This is a genomic window from Streptomyces sp. NPDC051976 (assembly GCF_040680795.1).
GTDB lineage: Bacteria > Actinomycetota > Actinomycetes > Streptomycetales > Streptomycetaceae > Actinacidiphila.
Window position 1 is genome coordinate 102,984 of record NZ_JBFAXL010000010.1, and the last position, 17,809, is coordinate 120,792.

Here is a 17,809-nt window from a genome sequence, read left to right on the forward strand (position 1 = left end):
AGGACAGAAATGACCAAGCGGAAGAAGATCACGGTGGTCGTGGCCACGGCTCTGGGAGTTCTCATCCCCTGGGCAGCCGGAGCCGGTCGGGCCCATGCGGTCAGCTACCAGCCGTACTACCACATCAAATGCACCCCCTGGACGTACTGGGACACCTCGTCCATATACTCCGACCGCGACGACTATCCGGCCGGGCTGGAAATCGCCACCTGCCTGGGAATGGACGGATACCAGCGTCAGGGCGCCTTCTACGCCAGAAACACGGGCAAGCACAACATCATCCTGCGCAACATCAGCGTCTACACCCAGCCCATGGAGTCGCAGTACAACGCGTACGGCGAGAAGCTGGCCACCTGCGACGTCGCGGTGATGCACAATCTCATCCCCGGATCCACCTACAGCTGCACCACGAAATGGGCCACGGACGTACTCCCGCGTCCCACCTCCTCCGCGAGCGGCAGCGTCGAATACCTCAAGTGCGACCTGCCGTACTACCAGTGGCGCGAGGCCGGCGTCTCCGTGGACGAGGTCAGCAACTACACCGGCCCCTACAAGGGCGTCTACGTGAGCGACGAACCCGGGTGCTAGGAGCATCCGGGCCGACCGGGGGGATGGGCTCGTAGGTGTCGCGGCGTGGGATGATCGGGGGATGGTCGATCGAGTCATTGCCGCGTGTGACGGGGCAGCCAAGGGCAACCCGGGGCCGGCGGCGTGGGCCTATGTGGTCGCGGACAGTGCCGGGACGCCGCAGCGCTGGCGGGCCGGGGCGCTGGGGCACAGCACCAACAACGTGGGTGAGCTAACGGCGTTGGAGCGGTTGCTGGAGGCGACGGAGCCCGGGGTGCCGCTGGAGGTGCGGCTGGACAGCACGTACACCCGGGACGCGGTGACGAAGTGGCTGGCGGGGTGGAAGCGCAACGGGTGGAAGACCGCCGCGGGGAAGCCGGTGGCCAACCGGGAGCTGATTCAGCGGATCGACGCGCTGCTGGAGGGGCGGGACGTCACCTTTGTGTACGTGCCCGCACACCAGGTGAACGGTGACCCGCTGAACGCGATCGCTGACAAGGCCGCCAGCGACGCCGCCCGCACGCAGGAGGACGCCGGCGGGACCGCCGCCGAGCTGCCGGTACCCGAGCCGGCCCGGAACTCCGCGGCGCGCGGCGGACGTGCCTCGTCCTCGTCCTCCTCGTCCTCGTCCGCGGCCAAGAAGGCTTCCCCGGGCGGTTCGCGGACCCTGTCCGCCCGTTACGCCGGCACCTGTCCGTGCTCGCGTCCCTATGCCAAGGGCGACAAGATCACCAAGGTCGGCAGCAGTTGGGGTCACCCGGAGTGTGCGGGCGCCTACTCCTGAACCGAGAGGTCAGGACAGCCGCCACAGGCGGATCGTGCCGTCGGTGGAGCCGTGACTCCTGACACCGGATGCTTTTACTGTTCCGCGTCGCGTTTCATCAGGACGCTGGCCAATGCCGCGCGGTTGGGGACGCCGAGCTTGCTGTAGATGCGGCCCAGATGTGTGTCGACCGTCCGCGCGCTCAGGAACAGGGTGTCGGCGATCGCCCGGGTGGTCATACCGGTGCCGGCGAGACCGGCGATCTCCCGTTCCCGCGCGCTGAGTGTCGCCAGCGCGTCGACGCGGCGCTCCCGGCCGGCGAGTGTGGCGAGCCGGCCGCGCTCGTGGGCGACGTCGTCGGCAAGGCGCCGCGAACCGCACTGCCCGGCCAGGAACGCGGCACGCTCCAGCCGGCTTTCGACGTCATCGGTCCGGCCCGCGTCCAGTGACAGCGCGGCCATCGCGACGAGGGTGCGGCCCACCTCGATGCGCTTCCCGGCCGTGGCGAAGCCCTCGACGGCGTGCTGCGCGGATGACGCGGCCTGGTCGAGGTCGCCGTGCAGGGCGTGCGCCCGCATCCGGGCGCGCTGGGCGAAGCCGCGTCGGCCCGGTGAGGGAAGCTGCTCGACGCTGTGCTCACCGAGCCGCGCCCACTCCCGCGCCGCCGTCCGGTCGCCCTCGATCCGCGCCAACTGCGCCAAGGGGTCGCACCATCGGGGCTTGCGCCACGTGGTGAGCCGGGGCAGTTCCGTACCGCCCACGGCGTCCATCAGCAGCCAGCCGCCGCGGGCCGGGTCGCCGGTGAGCAGCACGACCTCGGCGTGGAAGCAGCGGACCATCACCGCCCACGCGGTCGGCGGACCGTAGGCCATCGCGGCGGCGCGTTCGGACAGCGCGAGCGCCTCACGCCGGTCGCCCTCGTCGCCCCGCCACAGCAGTGCCCTGGCCCGAAGTGCCGTGACGATGGCTTGTGTCGGGGTACGGCCGCTGTGTTCCGCGTAGTGGGCGGCTTCGTCGAGGGTGGCCAGGGAGCGCTCCAGGTGCCCGGAGTGCAGCTGGACCTCCGCGAGGGTCTTGAGCATCGGCGACAGGATGGAGTTCTGCCCGGCACGGCGGGCCAGTGCGGCACCGCGGGTGAGATGGCGTTCGGCCTCGGTCAGCTGCTCCAGCGTCGATTCGGTGATACCGAGCTGGTAGACGGACTGCAGATTGGTCAGGACGGTGGCGTCGGCGGTGGCGTCGATGATTTCGGCCGCGCGGGCCGCCGCGTCTTCCGCCGCCGCGTGGTCGGCGGTGAAGAGATGGGCGAGGGAGCCCTGGGCCAGGGCCATGGCCTCGCCGACGCGGTCGTGGTGGCGGCGGGCGATCGCCGCGGCGGTGTCGGCGTGCTGCCGGGCCGTCTCGTACTGCTGCTGGTCGAGGGCGGCGTCGGCGAGCTCGGTGTGGAGCACCGCGGCGGCCACGTTGTCGCCGTCGGGCAGCGCCGCCAGCCCGGACCGTGCGATGGCGGCGGCCTCGGTGTACCTGCCGAGCCGTTGCTCGGCGCGGCCCGCGTCGGCCGCCGCGGTCGGGTCGAGCGGTGCGTGGCCGGGTGTCTGGGCCCGCAGCGCGTGCAGGAGCGCCCGGCCCTCCACCACCTTCCCGGTCAGCAGGTGTGCGCGAGCGAGCAGGACCTGAGCCTCGTGCCAGTACGCCTCACCGGGCTGGAGCAGCGACGTAGCCGCCTCCAGATGGGCCGCCGCCTGGGCGGGAGCGGTGTGGAGTGCCTCGCGCGCCGCGGCGATCAGGGTCGTCACGTGGTCCGGCTGGTTCGGGTCGGCGGCCCGCGCGACATGGTGGGCCCGCCGCGCGATCGGCGCCGCCCGCTTGGCGAGGGCGGCCTCGGCGCGCAGATGCATCTCGGTGCGGTGGCTGAGCTCCAGCCGCTGGTACACGACATCGGCCACCGCCTCGTGGCGCAGGGCGAGTTGGGAGGTGGACCCGGCCGTCCGTACCAGGTCCAGGCGGGTGAGCTCGTCCAGCGCGCGGACCGTCCCGGCCACGTCCATGCCCGCGACCTCGGCGACGAGCTCCGGGTGGAACGGCTCGCCGAGAACGGCGGCGGCGCGTGCCACCGTGAGGGCGGGCAGGGTGAGTTCGGCCAGTTCGCCGAGGATCGCCGTGCCCGCTTCCGCCCTCGCCTCACCGTGGGCCGCGACCGCCTTGAGGTACTGCGGATTGCCCAGGCCCACGCGATGGAGGTCGTCGAGGTCGGGCTGATCTCCCAGCAGCTCACGGGCGTGTTCGAGGGAGAGCGGGCCCAGCCGCCACACGTCGAGCAGACCCGCACTCGACGCCCGGGCCAGTACGAACGCGAGCGCCGGCGACAACTGCCGCTCCCGGTACGCCAGGACCAGCAGCGCCGGACGGGCCGCGACCGACCGGATCAGCTCCTGCACCGCGGGTATCCGCTCCGCCGCGAGGCGATGCAGGTCGTCCACGGTGGCGACGACGGCGTCTCCCGCGCTCGATCCGGCAGCTCGCTGATGCCCGTCGCCACCCTCCGCAGGCGGGATGTGCGGGATATCGGGCGGATCCGCGTCACAGCCGTGGGAGGCGCGTAACGGTATGCCGGACGCCCTGGCGTGCGCGGTCAGCGTCGACATCAGCGCGCTCTTCCCGATGCCGGGCTCTCCGACAAGCGCGATCGCCCGCCCCTGACCCGATCGCACCTCGCGGAGCGCCGCCTGGAGGGCCCGCACCTCGACGTCACGGCCGACCAGCCCACGAGCGGATGCGCTCAACGGACTCCTCGCTCTCTCTCGCCGAGGCTCCGGCACCGATCATCCTCAGGCTACGCGGAATGTGCCGGTTTTCCCGACGATCGGGGTCACGTCGTCGGGATTCCCCGAGGCAGGGGCCCCAGCCGCCTCTGTGTTCCCTCGCGTACCGCTGGGCCTGGACGACCTGGAGGACCTGGACGCATGGCTGACCCGGGACCGCCGCCGGTCAGCGCAGGGTCGGTACGGCGCCGCATTCCGCCCAGGCGAGGTTGACCCCGCGCAGTCCGGTGCCCCAGCGTGCGGCGATCTCCGTGAGGCGGGCCGGGGCGGGCGGGGTGCGGCCGAGGCCGATCGCGTACCGGGCGAGCGCCGGCCCGGTCTCGAAGGGACGGGGCCAGGCGAAGGCATCCGGCGCTCCGGCCTCCGAGAGGGCGGTGAGCAGTGCGCGCAGGCGTCCTCGGACGCGCCCCAGCATCTCCTCGAACTCCTCCGTGGGTCCTCCGGGGCCCACGGTCAGGACCGCCCAGGCCGCGTGCCGCCGGTGCAGGGGCGGCGGGGACAGCAACTCCGGCCAGGGGTCCTCGCCGGTCTCCGCTGCCCTCTCCAGGATGCTCCAGGCACGGTAGAGCTCATCGGTCAGCAGGTCACGGAAGCCGGTGGTGACCTGCACCGCGCAGTTGCGGATCGGTTCGGTGGGGGTCAGCAGGACCAGCGGCGCCCGCGATCCCGTATCGGTGGGTGTGAGGCCGACCGGCGTCCGCCAGTCCGTGGCGGCCCAGGTGCCGAAGAAGTCGCGGAGCAGTGCCGGCGCGGCGGAGCCCCCGGCTTCGCGTGTGGTGCGGGCCGCGAGCACCGACCAGGCCAGGCCCGGCAGTCCACCGAACGGGGCCGAGTCGAGGCCGCGCGCCCTGGCCCACGCCTTCACCTGCCGGGCGAGCCGCGCGAAGGCGGCGTGGTCGTCGCCGACCGCCGCCCGTACCGCGTCCGCGTCGCTCACCGCGCTCAGAGCGATCGCGGCCGCCTCCCCCAACTGGGCGCGCCGGTCCACCGCTTGGGCGGGATCGACGGTTCCGGTGGCGACGACCGCCAGGTCGACGTCCAGGCCGCCGCTATGGAGTCGCAGGCCCGGTACGCGAGCGCCGGTCACCTGCCGCACCCGGGTGGCGTCCGGCAGCGCGTCCGTCACCCGTGCCCGGACGGCGGCCAGTTCGACGCCGCCGGGCAGCGCCGCGATCAGGTCCAGGTCCGCTCCGGGCAGCGCACACCCCATGCGCCGCGATCCGACGACATGGACCACTCCTTCGCCCAGCGCCTCCGACAGGCGCCGCACGATGTCGCGCGCGGGGGCGTCCTGAGCCTCGCCCCACGCGGGCGGCTCCACGGCTGCCGGGCCGGGAGTTTCGGGCAGCCACTGGACGTCGCCCGTTCCCAGGGCGACCGTGGCGCGCGGCCGCATCGGTTCGTCACCCCGGCGGGAGAGCAGGACCACCTCGCCGACCCGCGCCGACACGCTGTCGAGCCGGGCGGCGTAAGCGGCGGCGAGCCGCCGCGGATCCCGGGTCCGCCCCAGGGTCAGATGCGGGGTGAAGCCCTCGGCACGTCCACGGCAGCGCGGAAAGCGGTCCTCCAGCGCCCGGCGCAGCCCCGCCCACTCGGCCGTGTCGCCTGCCGCCGGGTCGAGCCAGACGGTGGCGTCGTCGCGGTGCTCGAAGGTACGCACCCCCTCCAGCCGCGCGGTGAACGGCGGCGTGCCGGTCACCGCCTCCGCCAGCAGCGTGACGGCCCGCTCGAAGTCGGACTCGGGCACGAAACCGAAGAGCAGATTGACGTGCGGCGGCCACCGGTCGATCTGCGGATCGTGCGCCCGCCGGATGTCCTGGAGCATCGGCCACACCTCCTGTGGCGGTAGCCACGCGAGCGCGGTGCGGGCGGTCGGCCGGGCGTCCAGGACGTCCAGGGCGTCCGCGGCATCGGCAGCGCCCAGCCCGAGATCCGCCTGCACGCCGTAGTGGTCCGAGACGTACAGCCCGTCCGTCGTGGGCGCGTCACCCCGCAGGCGGGCACCGGTCGCGCGCAGCCGTCCCGAGCGGAGGAAGATCCGGTCCAGCCGGGAGGCCCGGCCGGTCAGCGAGCCCACCGCGGCCAGCGGATTGACGCCCGGGTCGAACGTCGGCGTCCGATCGCCGGGGCCATGGACCTCCGTCCAGACGTCCCGCAGCCCCAGCCTGGCGGCGGGTCCGTCACCGCCGTCGTTGAAGTCACCGACCAGGACCACGTCGCCGTCCACGCCGCCAAGTCCCCTGGCGAGCCGGTCCAGTTCGGCCTGCCGCCGGGCCGGGCCGTCGGGGGAGTGGTCGGAGCTCAGATGGGTCGCGGCCACCACGAGGGGACCCGCGCCGGTGTCCACGGTGACGGCGGCGACTGCCTTGTGCGGCCCGAGGTCGTGCCACCCCGCCTCCCGTACGGGCAGCCTGCTGAGCAGCAGCAGCCCGCCGTCGTCGATGTCCCGTCCGCCCGGGTCGGTGCCGAGGGTGTAGCCGGAGCGGACCCAGGGCGCGCCCAACAGCAGGTCGAGCAGCCCGACTTCGACTTCCTGGAGCGCGATGACGTCCGCGTCGGCGTCCTCCAGCGCGGCGAGCAGCGCAGGACGGCGCCGGGCGGTGTCGATGCGGTCGCTGTCGTACCGGTCCCACAGCGTGTTCCAGGTGAGCACGCGCAGACTCGCAGTATCGCCGGCCGTCCGCCGCGGTGTGCCGTCGGCCGGGCGCCATCCGGCGCCCGGCTCCCACCGGAAGGGGGTCCTGGCGGTGAAGAACGGGGCCCGCAGCAGGCGCGGTTCGCGTCTGCGGCCCGCGTCCGAGGTGTCGACACGGTCGACGCCGGTGGCGCGGTCCCAGAGCAACTCGCCGTCCGCCTCGACGAACAGCACCCGGTGCCACGGGATGTCACCACCGGGTACGAAGGACGGCAGCGGGACGCGCTTGGGTGCGGCGCCACGCTGGTTGACGCCCAGCACGAACCGGGCGGGGTCGAACCGCGGGTCCCAGCGCACCCGGTGGTAGATCTCCTCGCTGGTACGCATCACCCCTCCCCTCCGTCCACCGAGCCGTGCGGGCAGTCGTCCAACGAGCCGTCCCCCGAGTCGTCCACCGCATCGTGCAGGGCCCCTGCCGTGTCGACGACGGTGCCGCCCGCCCCGACGTACCACGTCCGGTGCGCCTCGCCCGGGTAGGGCGGGTTGAAGCGGTGCAGCTGCGAGATGAGCACCTGCGGCGGCACCGGGTGCGTCCGCTTCTGGTTGCGCCGCACCAACTCGTCCTCGTCGACCAGGGCGACCACCTGCGTGACCAGGGCGTCGCGGCGCCGTGCCACACCGTGCACCAGGGAACGCTGGTGCTGGTTGAGGGACGTGGCGTCCCACACCACGGTCCCGCCCTCGGCGAGCGCCGCGTCGAGCCTGGCCAGACCCTCCCGCAGGACATCGCCATTGGCCCGCTGCCCGGCCCGTGAGCCCCGCGCCTGGCGCAGATCGTCGAGGGAGAGGTACGCGTCGGTCCCGGGGAGGCTCGCGGCGAAAGTGCTCTTCCCGCTGCCCGAGGGCCCGACGAGATGGACCAACCGCGGGAACGCCCCCGAGCGCCACCGCCAACTCGCCGCCACCGCCTCCTCGACGGTGCCGATCCGGCCCCCGGCGAACGCGTCCCGCGCCTCCGCCCAGCACCGGTCGGAGGCAGCGGAGCCGAGGCCGCTCAGCGCGTCGCGCAGCCCGGCGCGCAGCGGCTCCAGCGGCGACCCACCCATCAGCCCCGCGTCCTCGGCGTGCAGCTGGGACCAGTCGACCTGCTCGCGCGCCTCGGCGTCCGGCGCGACCGCCCCCGCGAGCGCGTGCAGCACCCCCAGGTCGGCGGCGAGCGAGAGGCGGACCAGGCCGCTCCGGCGGTCGCCGTCCGGATAGGGGCGCTGGAGACCGGCGGAGAGCCCCACCAGATCGGCCACCCGCCGTGCGGTACGCATGCCCAGCGGTTCCGCGAGCCGCGGCGTGAGCCACGCCCGAGGCGAGCCGTGCAGCAGCGCGGCCAGGACGCCCGCCAGCCGGGCGTCCCCGTACCGGCGGCCCAGCCCGTCGAGCCTCGCGGACACCTCGACGACGGCGGCTTCGGCGGCGCGCGGATCGTCCGGGACGACCCCCGACGCGGCCGACAGGGACGGCACATCGGCGGTCCCGCCCGAACGCACCGACCACAGCGCGGCCTTGGGGCCCACCCCGTTCTCCACCACAGCGGCGTGCATCCAGTGCGTGTCGGTCTGTACGTGTCCCCCGCGCACCCACTTGGCCACCCGCTGCCCGAACTCCCGGGCCGCGAACCCCTCGACGGTGCGCACCACGTAACCCTCCTGGCGCGCGGTGTCCAGCCGCAGCGCCCGCAGCGCCCGCTCGTCGAACACGCCCCGCCACAGCACTGGGGGCGCCGGAACGCCCAGCCGCCGCAGGAAGCCGACCGTCCGGTCCCAGCCCAGGCAGCGGTCGCCGTCGTCCCAGACGGAGAACCCGTAGAACCAGCTCTCCAGGTCCTCGTAGGCAAGCGAGTGCCGCGCGAAGAGGTTCTCCCCGCACACCCGCCAGCCCCGCGGTATCTCGCCGCCGATCCGCCCCTGCAGGCTCTTCACCCACGCCCGCGAGGGGTGGTGCGCGGAGTCCAGCGAGCGGGCGTGCAGCCCGTCGGCGTAGAGGGTGGTGTTCTCCCCGTCGAGCTTCTCGGTGACCACGACCTCGCGGCCCCGCAGCCCGGACAGGTCACCGGCGCGTACGTCGTCCGAGGCCGCCCCTGGTGACCAGGGGAGATGCGGCGTACGGGGGTAATGCACACGCATGATCCGGCTCTCCAGGACGACGTCGGGCCCGGTCACTGTAAGTGGCCGCGGGAGAGCGGATCCAGCGAATAACCACCCGCGGGCGGCGGTCGCCAACTCCCGCGAACCCTGGCAGGTCTATACCTTCTGCGCCTAGTCTTCGGGGCGGGCGGGCCGGCGGGCGGTGCCGGCGGGCGGTGCCGGCGGGGTGGGACGGAGTGGGCGACGTGAGTGCGTGGCTGGAGTTGCGTGAGTCCCGTACGGTGCGGCCGGTGGCCACGGCCGAGCCGCATGTGGTGGTGCGCTGCGGGTTGGCGGACACCTTGCTGGCGGATCTGGCGGTGTCGGTGGTCCACTTCTTCGACGCGGCGCTGGACGAGGAGCGGCTGGCGGCCGGGCTGGCGGTGGCCCTGGAGCGGGTGCCGGTGTTCGCCGGGCGGATGCGGACGGCCGACGGCGTACCGGAGATCGTCTGCGACGGCTCCGGAGTGCCGCTGGATGTCTACGACGTGCACGAGACCCTTGCGGAGGCCATGGGGCGGGTCACGACGCCCGGCACCGAACTGGTCGGCCCCGTGGAGGCCGCCAAGGCCCGTGGCGGCGGGCTGCCGCTGCTGACGGTACGGGTCGGCCGCACCGCGGACGGCGGCACCGTGCTGGGTGTCTCCTGGCACCACGCGATCGGCGACATGCACAGTTTCGTGCTGCTGATGCGTGCCTGGTCGGCTGCCGTCGAGGGGCGCGAGCCGCCCGAGGTGGAGATCGTCGCGGACCGGGACGCCTACCTCGACCGGGTGCTGCCCGCGCGGGACTGCGGACGACCGGGATTTCGGGTGCCGGGGCCCGAGGAGGCGGCCCTGCTCGCCCATGAGGTCGCCGTCTCCGTACTGGCCAACCGCACCGTGCAGATCTATTTCGGTGACGCCGAGACCGAGCGGATGCGCGCTGCCTACAGTGCGGAGGCCGGCCGCCGGCTGTCGGCGAGCGACGTCCTGTGCGCCCATGTCCTCGGCGCACTGCGGGAGTTGGACGGGGACGCCGAGGCAAGAGGACTGACGGTGCCCGTGAACCTGCGGCGCGCGCTGGGGCTGCCGACGGCCGTGCTCGGCAATCTGCTCGGTGAGATCCACCTGGACACGCCCGCGGACAGCCGACCGGAGCAGGTGGCCGCGCAACTGCGCGAGGCCGTAACGGACTTCACCGACGCCCATCTCAACCTGCGGGCGAACCAGGCGTTTCTGGAGCGGCTCGGACGCTCCCGGCTGAACGAGTGCGTCCCGCTGGGCTTCGACCCCGGCCGCCGCAGGTTCACCTTCTCCAACTGGAGCCGATTCGGTCTGTACGAGCTGACGTTCGGCGCCGGTCCCGCGGTGTTCTTCAGCCCGGCGGCCAACCTTCCCCTGCCCTGGGTGTCCTGGATGGTCGAGGGGTTCGCGAACACCGGGTCGCTGTTCACCGTCGTCCTCCCGGCCCGGCTGGCGGGCCGACTGCGCCGCCCCGAGGGACGCGCGCTGCTGCACCGCTTCCTCGCCGAGGAGGACGAACGCCCGCCGGCCGCGGCGGCGGTGCGCCGACTGCTGTGACGGTCCGGAGCCGGGCTGCCGCCGGCTACTCCTCGCGTTCGAGCTCGGCCTGGGCGCGCTGCTCGTCGAGCTCCTTCTGGGCGGACTCGTACACGTCATGGATCAGCGCCTCGGCCTCCTCCCGCGACGGCTTCGCGGGGAGACTGCGCACCTTCTCGACCCAGGTGTCCGCGGATTCCTTCATGTCGCACTCCTTCGAACGAGGGCGACCCCGTACTCAAAACATTACGCCGGTGGTGACCTCCGCGGGGGTCGGAGGTCACCACCGGCCGCTCAGGGGGCGCTGGGCGCCCGCTCAGGTGGCGCTGGGCGCCGGGACCGGGAGGTCGACCGCCGCCTGGTCGGCGTCCTCGGGCACCTCCGGGGGGATGCCCGTCAGAGCGCTCTCGTGGACGTCCTTGCTGCGCAGGGTGGCGGCGGCGATCACGGCGGCGACGAAGGCGAAGACCGCGCAGCCGGTCATCGTGGTGTGGAACCCGGAGGTGAAGGCTTCCCGTCCGGCGTTCCGTACCTGGTCGTACATGCCGGGGCCCGCCGCGTGGGCGGCCGGGTCGATGCTGCCGGTGCTGACCGCGGTGCCGATGTCGTGGCTGTGCGACCCGAGCCGCTCTCCGGCGGCGGAGTTCTGGAAGGAGTGGACGACGCGGTTCTCGAAGACCGCGCCCGCGACGGCGATGCCGAGTGCCATGCCGACCTGCTGGAACGTCTCGCTGATGCCGGAGGCGACTCCGGCGCGGGCGGGTTCGGCGACGCCGATGGCCAGGGCGGCGCGTACGGGGGTGAAGAGACCGAAGGCCGCGCCGGTGAACAGCAGGCTCGGGATGAGCGCGGTCCAGGAGTCGTCGGCGCCGCCGAGACGGGTGAGCAGCAGCCCGATGCCGAGCGCGGCCATGGCGGTGGAGATCAGGGCGGCGAAGGGCACCTTGCCGACCAGGCCGCCGGCGACCGCGCCGAAGACGAACATGCCGCCCGTCAGCGGCAGGAAGTACAGCCCGGCCTGCCAGGCGCTGCTGCCCAGCACGCCCTGGAAGAAGCTGGTCTCGGTGAAGATCACCGGGAAACCGGCGCCGTTCGCGAGCAGCGTCACCACGGCCAGGCCGACGAACGTGCGGTTGCGGAACATGCCCAGGTCGAACATGGCCCGCTCGCCGCGGGCCCGCGCCACGAGGACGAAGGCCACCAGGCCCACGGCGCCGACCGCGTAGAGGCTGACGGTGGTGGCGGAGAGCCAGCCGTTCGAGTTGCCGCGGATGATGGCCAGCACCAGGGCCGCCAGTGACACGGTGAAGGTGACCGTGCCCAGGAAGTCGGGCGGCGTCGCCTTGGCCAGCCGCGACTCCCGTACGGTGCGGGCGGCGATGGCCAGCAGGAGCACGCCGATCGGGACGTTGAGGAAGAAGATCCAGCGCCAGCCGGGGCCGCTGGTCATGGCACCGCCGATGAGCGGTCCGGTGGCGGCGGCGATACCCATCGCACCGCCGAACACACTGAAGGCGGCGGCCCGTTCCTTGCCGCGGAACTCGTGCCCGAGCAGCGCGGGGCCGACCGCGAACATGATGGCCGCGCCGACGCCCTGCACGCCTCGGCTGACGTTGAGCACGGTGATGTTCCCGGCCAGCCCGCACGCCAGGGACGCGGCGGTGAACACGACGAGGCCGAGGAGGAAGAGCCGCTTGCGCCCGCTGCGGTCGGCGATCGATCCGGCCGTGACGAGGAGGGCGGCCAGCGTGAGCGCGTAGGCGTCGAAGACCCACTGCATCTGGCTGAAGTCGGCGTGCAGCGAGGAATGGATGCCGGGGAGGGCCACGGACACGACGCTCAGGTCGAGCATCAGCATGAAGGTGCCGATGGAGACCACGGCCAGTGTCCACCAGCGCACGGGGCTTCGGGGTGTGATCGAGGTGGTCATGCTGTCTTTCCCATCACGTCGTCGTTCGGCTGGAGCGGGCCATTCGCAGAGGTCTGGCCATCGGCGTATACAACGTACACATTGCTCACTCCACCTTACACGCCAATGCGTACGTCGTATACCTTGGAAAGGTGCGCACTACGCTCACCGGCTGGTGACGGACCGACGAAGGGCGGCGGCGGGATCCATGGCGGCACCCAAACGAGTGAACAGGGACGATCTGATCGCGACCGCCCTGGCGATCGCGGACGGCGAGGGCCTGGACGCCGTGACCATCCGGCGGGTCGCCCAGCAGCACGACGTCACGGCCATGGCGCTCTACCGGCACTTCCCCGACAAGGACGGCATCTTCGACGCGGTCATAGAACGGCTGCTCGGGCAGGTCCACATCCCCGACCCCGACGCGCGGCCGTGGGACGAGCAGCTGCGGGAGCTGCTCTCCGGGCTGGTCGCCGCGCTGCGGCCGCACCCGAACGCCGCCACCCTCGTCTTCTCCCGCATCCTGGCCTCGACGCCCGGCCGCGACATCACCGAACGCACCCTGGCGCTGCTGTGCGACTCCGGGATGCCCGTCGAGCAGGCCGCCGAGACCGCGGGCCAGACGCTCTCCTCGCTGGTCGCCCTCGTCATCGCGGAACCGGGCCGCACCAACGGCCCCGAGCCCGACGAGGCCGCCGCCCAGGCCAAGAAGGAACTCCTGCTCGCCCTCCCGGCCGACCGCTACCCCCACCTGGTGGCCGCCGCCGACGCCCTCTCCCACTGCGCCAGCCAGGAGACGTACTACCGCCGCGGTGTCGACCTGATCGTCACCGGCATGCGCGGCGCCCCCGCCCGCACCGCCTGAGGTAGCCGCCTGCGTAGTTCTACGGATGTGGCAGGCGCCGAATCACGCGAGCCTTGCGTACACATTTCCCGTCGGCCGGAACCGCCGTCCCCTCGGCGCCTCCCGGGCACGACAGCACCACAGAACATGGAGAAAACGGATGGGCCTGGCGGAGCGCCGCAGCGCTGAGCGGTTCAAGAACGACGACTACCCCGGCTGGAAGTCGCGGATCGACGAGGCGGCAGGATTCGACGTGCCGATCGAGGTGGCATGGGACGAACTGGCCGTCCCCGACTACGCCGACATGTACGCCGAGTACTTCCCGCAGGTGTACTTCCAGCCCCTGGCGGACGCGCTGGGCGCGATCGGGGCCGACGACATGGGCAAGGAGGCGCTCCGCGAGGGGTTGACGAAGATCGTCATCAAGAACTCCGGCGAGTACTTCAGCGAGTCCGGCATCTCCTTCACCGACGGCGTGCTGACCTTCGACCACAAGTCGGACACCAACACCCACCACGTGCAGGAGCGCACGAAGGCCATCCAGGGCCTGCTCGAATCGGCGCTCTGAGGGGTCCGCGCACCCACGGCGCCTCATGACGCCCACATCTGGCGGTGCTTCGGCACCGCCAGATGTGTGTCGCGGGACCTCAGGAGAAGCTGATGGCCAGCAGAACCACCATGGTGCAGATCAGCGCGACGGCGATGGTGACGACCCAGCCTTCCACCGACCCCTCCGTGCGGTCGCCGCCGCCCCGGCCGGTGCGCCGGTCGTTGCGGGCCGCGGCGGGCAGCGGGCTCTGCTGGCGGCGAGGCTGGGATCGGGCGGCGGTGGCGGCACTGCGGGCGTCGGGCAGCAGTGCTTCGAGGAGCCGCTGCCAGATGTGCGGCGGGAAGTCGGCCGCAGCGGTGCCGTCGTAGGGCGCGACGGAGATACGGAGGGCGAGTGCGCGGTCGGCGCCCGTCGGACGGGTGCCGATGGTGTCCAGGAGAGCGTTCAGACCGGGCAGTTGCAGGGAGTCCCTGACGTGCGGGCGGACGGCCCACGCGAAGAGCCAGGCGGCGGTCTCGACGGCGGAATCGCTGTCGGAATGGCCGTGATAGAGATACAGCCGTTCTTCGAGCAGCCTGGTGCACAGCTGGCGGGCCTCGCCCCGCGTGCGGTGCGGGGCGCGATCGGCGAGGACCTGGAGGACCAGGTTGCGACCGGGCTGCCGTACCTCCGGTTGGCCGAGCATGCCCAGCAGTTGCGCGTCCGACAGGTCGCGGAGCCGGTGCCGCAGGGTCGGCCCCTCCGGACTGCCCAGGGACGCGGTCGCGGGCAGCGTGTAGCGGTTGAGGTCGACGACGGTACGGCGGCGGCGCCGGTCCCAGCGTTCGCGCAGGAACGCCCGGACGCTGAAACGGGCGGGCATGGTGAACGTGTCCAGGAGGAGCGGCGCCGACGGCGGCGCCAGCGCGGGCTGCCGGGACGGCGCCGGCACCGGGCCGGGACCGGCCTCGGGAATTGTCTCCGGCTCCAGTTCGACCCAGTCCTCCGAGACCACGACCGCCGCGGCCTCCTCCGCCTCCGCTGCCGCTTTCGCCTCCACCGGGGGCTCGTACGTCACCCAGACGTCCGCCGGCCGCCGCAGCCCCAGCAGCTCCGCCAGGTCCGCGAGTTGCCGTTCCCCCGAGTGAGCGGGATTCCAGGGGGACTTCCTGAGCAGATCTGCGACCGAGTAGCCGGGTTCGGCGGCGGAGAGATAGCGGCCGACGAGCGCCTCCGCGACCTCGTGGGCGTCGTCCCGGGGAGTGCCGGTGTCGGTCAGGGAGATCCGGCTGAGGTGGGGATCGCTCGTGGCCGAAGCCCGCCACTCGGGAACGAAGACGATGCCGAGGCCGCGGTCGTCGGCGGTGTCGAAGGTGGCGAAGTTGAACTCGGCGGAGAAGCGGTTGCCGAAGATCTCGTGCAGGCCCCACAGGAGCGGGGTCGCGAAGTTGATGTTGCGGGCGTCGGCGAGCCGTTCGTCCCTGACGGACAGCCGGTGGCCGGGGGCACGGAGCATGGCGGCGGTCAGCTGGACCAGTTGGGGGGCGAGGCTCTGGACGCGTGTGCGGATCTTGGGGAAGGTGCTGCGCCAGGACTCCTGGAGGACCTCGTGGCGGACCGGGGCGATGCGGGGGTCGCCGTCGGCCAGGTAGGGGACGTCCGGCGTGCTGGGCCACTTCCAGGCGACCAGGGCGAGGGTCGGGCGGATCTGGAGCAAGGTGCGGTCGCCCACGAGGGCGTGGCAGTTGGTGGTGGCCCGCCCGCCCGGTTCGCGGGCCGCGCGGCGGTGGAGGAGAACGACCTCGCCGGTGGAGGCGACCGTGCGGACCAGACTCGGCCGGTCGGGACCGTCCTCGACGCGCAGCAGCGGGGCGAGTTCGTGGTAGAGCTGCCAGGCGCGGGCCTCGTCGCAGGAGTAGGCGACCGGTGCGATGCCGGTGCGCGGGTTCCGCGGGTTGGTGGCGTTGCCCTGCCAGCGGAAGAAGAGCTGGTGGACCACTTCGGGGTCCTGCTCCCAGTCGTTCATGCGCTCACCTCGTCGGAGGGCTGCTGAAGGGGTTCGGTCGGGTCGATGACCCCGCACATCGACAGCACCGACAGCAGAGGTTCGATCACCCGCCGGGCCCGCACGCCGTGCGGGTAACGGCCGTCCTCGGCGCGGCCGCCGGTGGCGGAGGCGAAGTGCAGGGTGCACTGCGGGATGCTCTCGAAGGGCCTGAGCCACGGGCGTTGGGCGTGGAGCCGCAGGAAGGCGTAGACGTCCCGGCTCTCGGCGAGCATGCGTGCGTGGTCCAGCCCGGTCCGCGAGGGGTGGGTGGTCTCGCTGAGCCACTGGCCGACCGGGCTCTCGAACCGGATGAGGTCGGCCTTGCCGACGACCAGGGCGGCGACCGGCCGGTGGTCGGACGGCAGGCGGTCCAGGACGGTCTCGAAGGTGGGGTCGCCCGCCGGATTGGCATGGACCTCGTACTTGGCGCGCACCTCGTCGAGCTGCGGCAGCGGGAGCGCCAGCAGCGGGTCGACAGCGAAGACCAGGGCATCCACGTTGAGGAGGAATCTGAGCAGTTCGTCGGTCTTGAGCAGATCCTCGCCGCCGAGGTCGAAGAAGGCCACGGGCCTGGTCTCGCCGCGCCGGTCGGTGATCAGCAGTGCCTCGGCGAACTGCGCGAACGCCGTCTGGGGAGTGTGGCCCAGCTCGGCCCCGCCCCGCAGCGGCGCCACCCGCGTGCTGTAGAAGTCGGAGTGGATACGCGAGTTGACGGACTGCCAGCGCAGGCCGAAGGGCGCCAGGGCCTCGGCGGCCACCTCACCGATCATCTGGGTCAGCAGATGGGTCTTGCCGGTGTGCGAGGCGCCGACCATCGCGATGATCAGCGGCCGCCCGTTGGTGAGGTAGGGCACCGGCACGTAGTGCGGCGGCGCGCCGGGAGCGCCCGGGCATCTCTGGACGGCCCGCCGGAGCAGGTCCTCCAGCCGCTTGGGGTTGTGCTCGGAGGACACCTCCAGCGGCTCGTACTGGAGCTGGGTGTTGACGAGGAACAGTTTGCTCATGTCGTACGTCATCGGTTCGAGGCAGTACGGGCACTCGACGGCATGGGCCTTGCCGGGCGCGCGCGGACCGGCCGAGGGCCGTGGCGGCCGGGCCCGCGCCGCTGTCTGCTTGCGTGCCAGGGCCGTGTCGAACTCCCGGCGCAGCGGCTCGAGGGGGTCGGGTCTGACGGGCGTGGCACCCGCGGGACCGGGGCGGGGCTGGAAGCGGGCGAGCACCTGCGCCGCGGAAGGGCGGTCGCACGCCATGGGTGCGAAGAGCGGGCCGAGTTCGCGCACCAGCGAGGGATAGCGGTCCAGGTCCTCCGGTCTGCCCTGGGCGTCGCCGGAGCGGCGGGCCACCAGGCGGTACATCACCTGGGCGGCGCTCCACAGCGCGTCGCGCGGGTCGGTCACGCCGCTCCCCGCCAGCTGCTCGGGAGGCGCGTAGGGCGCGGTCCCGTACGGGGTGCGGGGGCGGCCCGTGCGGGCGACGGCGCCGAGGTCCCAGAGCTGGACCATGGCGTGGTCCCAGCGGACCTGGGAGGGCGCGATACCGCGATGCACCAGCCCGAGGTCTTCCAGGAGACTGACGGCCAGCACCAAGTCCCGCTGGATCAGCTGCTGTTCCCTGATCTGGACGCCGGCGGCCTCCGACAGCGGTTCGCCGCGGGGCCCGAGGTAGAGGACGAACGGCTCGGCGACGTCCATGTCGTAGCCGACGGGCATCGGGAACAACTGCTCGTGGCCGGTGCCGAGAAGCGCGGAGTGGATCTCCAGAGCCGCGCTCGCCTCGGCCTCCAGCGCGATCTGTGCCTCGCCGTCGCGGGCGTACGGCGCCGGGAGCCGTACCTGGACCAGCTCCCAGCGGCCGTCGAGGGTGACCCGGCGGGCCACGGCGGGACCGCGGACCAGACCGGGCAGGTCGCCGCCGGGGACCATACGCGCGGTGTGGCGGCGGCCGGAGGGGTCGGTGAAGCGCATCGGCCAACCTG

General features: G+C 72.7%; 12 protein-coding genes. 5 read left to right on the top strand and 7 right to left on the bottom strand.

What is annotated here, in order from left to right; genetic code table 11:
- The first annotated feature begins 9 nt into the window (after positions 1–9).
- Both AB0M29_RS13800 and AB0M29_RS13805 read left to right on the top strand, forming a co-directional pair.
- On the top strand, positions 10–588 hold the full coding sequence (locus AB0M29_RS13800) for a hypothetical protein (RefSeq protein ID WP_365382447.1): 579 nt from the start codon (positions 10–12) through the stop codon (positions 586–588).
- A 61-nt stretch (positions 589–649) separates the two neighbouring features.
- A complete protein-coding gene (locus AB0M29_RS13805; protein ID WP_365382448.1) occupies positions 650–1,351 on the top strand; it encodes a ribonuclease H in 702 nt (233 codons plus the stop codon).
- A 74-nt stretch (positions 1,352–1,425) separates the two neighbouring features.
- On the opposite strand, the gene AB0M29_RS13810 is transcribed toward AB0M29_RS13805, so the two are convergent.
- From AB0M29_RS13810 to AB0M29_RS13820, 3 genes are all read right to left on the bottom strand, one after another.
- Positions 1,426–4,113, bottom strand: a complete 2,688-nt coding sequence (locus tag AB0M29_RS13810; protein WP_365382449.1) for a LuxR C-terminal-related transcriptional regulator — start codon at positions 4,111–4,113, stop codon at positions 1,426–1,428.
- 205 nt (positions 4,114–4,318) lie between these two features.
- Positions 4,319–7,174: a poly(A) polymerase gene (locus AB0M29_RS13815; RefSeq protein WP_365382450.1), complete on the bottom strand. Its 2,856-nt coding sequence runs from the start codon at positions 7,172–7,174 to the stop codon at positions 4,319–4,321.
- Positions 7,174–8,964 (bottom strand): RNA ligase family protein, encoded by a 1,791-nt coding sequence (locus AB0M29_RS13820; RefSeq protein WP_365382451.1) that lies wholly within the window; start codon positions 8,962–8,964, stop codon positions 7,174–7,176. Before AB0M29_RS13820 ends, AB0M29_RS13815 begins: the two co-directional genes overlap by 1 nt.
- 206 nt (positions 8,965–9,170) lie before the next feature.
- On the opposite strand from AB0M29_RS13820, the gene AB0M29_RS13825 reads away from it, so the two are divergent.
- Positions 9,171–10,526 carry an acyltransferase gene (locus tag AB0M29_RS13825; protein WP_365382452.1) on the top strand — a complete coding sequence of 452 codons (1,356 nt, stop codon included), beginning with the start codon at positions 9,171–9,173 and terminating at the stop codon, positions 10,524–10,526.
- Positions 10,527–10,551: 25 nt separating this feature from the next.
- On the opposite strand, the gene AB0M29_RS13830 is transcribed toward AB0M29_RS13825, so the two are convergent.
- Positions 10,552–10,710: a hypothetical protein gene (locus tag AB0M29_RS13830; protein ID WP_365382453.1), complete on the bottom strand. Its 159-nt coding sequence runs from the start codon at positions 10,708–10,710 to the stop codon at positions 10,552–10,554.
- A 111-nt stretch (positions 10,711–10,821) separates the two neighbouring features.
- Complete coding sequence (locus AB0M29_RS13835) at positions 10,822–12,435, bottom strand: MFS transporter (RefSeq protein WP_365382454.1); 1,614 nt, start codon at positions 12,433–12,435, stop codon at positions 10,822–10,824.
- A 205-nt stretch (positions 12,436–12,640) separates the two neighbouring features.
- Here AB0M29_RS13835 and AB0M29_RS13840 point away from each other — a divergent pair, with 205 nt between their 5' ends.
- Entirely contained in the window at positions 12,641–13,279 is a 639-nt protein-coding gene (locus tag AB0M29_RS13840) for a TetR/AcrR family transcriptional regulator (protein WP_365382455.1), read from the top strand.
- A 139-nt stretch (positions 13,280–13,418) separates the two neighbouring features.
- Positions 13,419–13,826 carry a hypothetical protein gene (locus AB0M29_RS13845; RefSeq protein ID WP_365382456.1) on the top strand — a complete coding sequence of 136 codons (408 nt, stop codon included), beginning with the start codon at positions 13,419–13,421 and terminating at the stop codon, positions 13,824–13,826.
- A gap of 79 nt (positions 13,827–13,905) precedes the next feature.
- On the opposite strand, the gene AB0M29_RS13850 is transcribed toward AB0M29_RS13845, so the two are convergent.
- Positions 13,906–15,813 (bottom strand): hypothetical protein, encoded by a 1,908-nt coding sequence (locus tag AB0M29_RS13850; protein ID WP_365382457.1) that lies wholly within the window; start codon positions 15,811–15,813, stop codon positions 13,906–13,908.
- Positions 15,810–17,798 (bottom strand): hypothetical protein, encoded by a 1,989-nt coding sequence (locus AB0M29_RS13855; RefSeq protein WP_365382458.1) that lies wholly within the window; start codon positions 17,796–17,798, stop codon positions 15,810–15,812. Before AB0M29_RS13855 ends, AB0M29_RS13850 begins: the two co-directional genes overlap by 4 nt.
- Positions 17,799–17,809: the final 11 nt, after the last annotated feature.